At 59.5% G+C, this 1,463-nt stretch carries 2 protein-coding genes; both read left to right on the top strand.

What is annotated here, in order from left to right; translation table 11 throughout:
• Positions 1-379 precede the first annotated feature (379 nt).
• A complete protein-coding gene (locus LOK55_RS13885; protein WP_196325456.1) occupies positions 380-934 on the top strand; it encodes a hypothetical protein in 555 nt (184 codons plus the stop codon).
• Positions 935-988: 54 nt separating this feature from the next.
• Positions 989-1,414, top strand: coding sequence for a hypothetical protein (locus LOK55_RS13890; RefSeq protein ID WP_229935842.1), 426 nt, complete (start codon positions 989-991; stop codon positions 1,412-1,414).
• Positions 1,415-1,463: the final 49 nt, after the last annotated feature.

Here is a 1,463-nt window from a genome sequence, read left to right on the forward strand (position 1 = left end):
GCTACGAGAACACCTACGCGGCCGCGAGATCAGCTACCCTCACGGAAGCGGCATAACCGAAATGACACCGTGTCCACGATCCGGGGTCAAGGCCCGTTCGCGAGTAGGTATCAGGACCTCACACAAGGGAAGCATCCGTGAATAGATTCAGTCGAATGGGCCTCGTCGTTGCTATTAGCGGACTGCTCCTCGCAACCGCGTCACCAGCAAACGCCGCCTGTGGTGCAGCGTCAGGGACAACGACGGCACCCCTAACCGCATCAGCATCAGTGTCGACTACTGACGGTGCATCTCCTATGGTGCTCACCTGGAAGGTCTTCGAAACGAACATCGGTTCCTCTCTCAAGTGCCAGTCGCTGATGGCAAAGATGAAGCAGACGTGGCCATCGACAACTCGGTGGAAGTGCGCGTCGTACACGATCCAGATGTGCCCGCAGCCTGTCACGCGTTGGCAACTGTGGTACGCCGACAACAACATCTGATTGCCGGAGCTGTGACCAGTCCCGCAAGTGTCGCCACCTTCTTTCATCAAGCAACAGACGGGACATGGCCCTCGAGTTTGAACGCAGGAATTAATACACTCCAAAGATTAGGCGTGACTGCAGGTAGCGGGTCACTCGCCGACGATGGAGTAAGCCTTCTCGGCGAGATCGAGGTTCCAGGGCTCCAACTCAGTGGATCATGGGCGTTCTCAGCTGATGAGGGATTCGAATTGCATTTCTTCCCTGAACTGAGCAGCCTCGACACGGGATTCCAGGATCTGACGCAAGCGCTATCGACGACGTTCGGCACCCCGTCCGTCAATGGTGACGCCTATGACCTATCGTGGGAGCGCAATGGCATCCTCATCTCGTGGCGAATATATGGGATCGATTCCGAACATCCCATGGCCATGCTGTCGATGGAAGCGGCCTCGGTAGCCGAGGCGCATTGACTCGTAGGTCGGTGCTCAGCAACCACGATGTTGACCGGTCGCCCGACGGTTCGGATGCAGTCCCAGACGTATCTCGCTACGGTCGACGTCTCCATCTCGGCAAATCAATACATCGACCCGAACGCCGCCAGAATCCGGATCGGCGAACTCGGCAAGGTGTGGCTTGAAGATCAGGCAGCGGTCATGAAGCCGTCGTCTTTCCACTCACTCGAGTCCTCATGGCGCATACACGTGGAGCCCGCGTGGGGCAAGGTACAGGTGGCGGCCGTCCGCTTCAGCGACGTCCGCGCATGGGCCACGGAACTCGCAGCGCAGCGTAGCGCTACGACAACGATTCGGTCCTACGGCATTCTGGCCGGCATCTTGGATGTCGCGGTGAAGGACCGGCGAATCGCCGAGAACCCCGCGCGTGGCGTAAAGCTCCCACGTAAAGCGGCTCTGCGCATTCTGGGTGGGGTGAGGCGCTCGGGCGTGGCGTGACGGGGTGAGGTGGGTCGAGGCCCGGAGGATCGGTAGCGACCAAGCAACC

It is taken from the genome of Microbacterium sp. F2E, assembly GCF_020905435.1.
GTDB lineage: Bacteria > Actinomycetota > Actinomycetes > Actinomycetales > Microbacteriaceae > Microbacterium > Microbacterium lacticum.

What these genes read in the sequence shown, in the direction of transcription:
- LOK55_RS13890 (WP_229935842.1), top strand. Translation starts at nt 989, where the DNA reads ATGCAGTCCCAGACGTATCTCGCTACGGTCGACGTCTCCATCTCGGCA.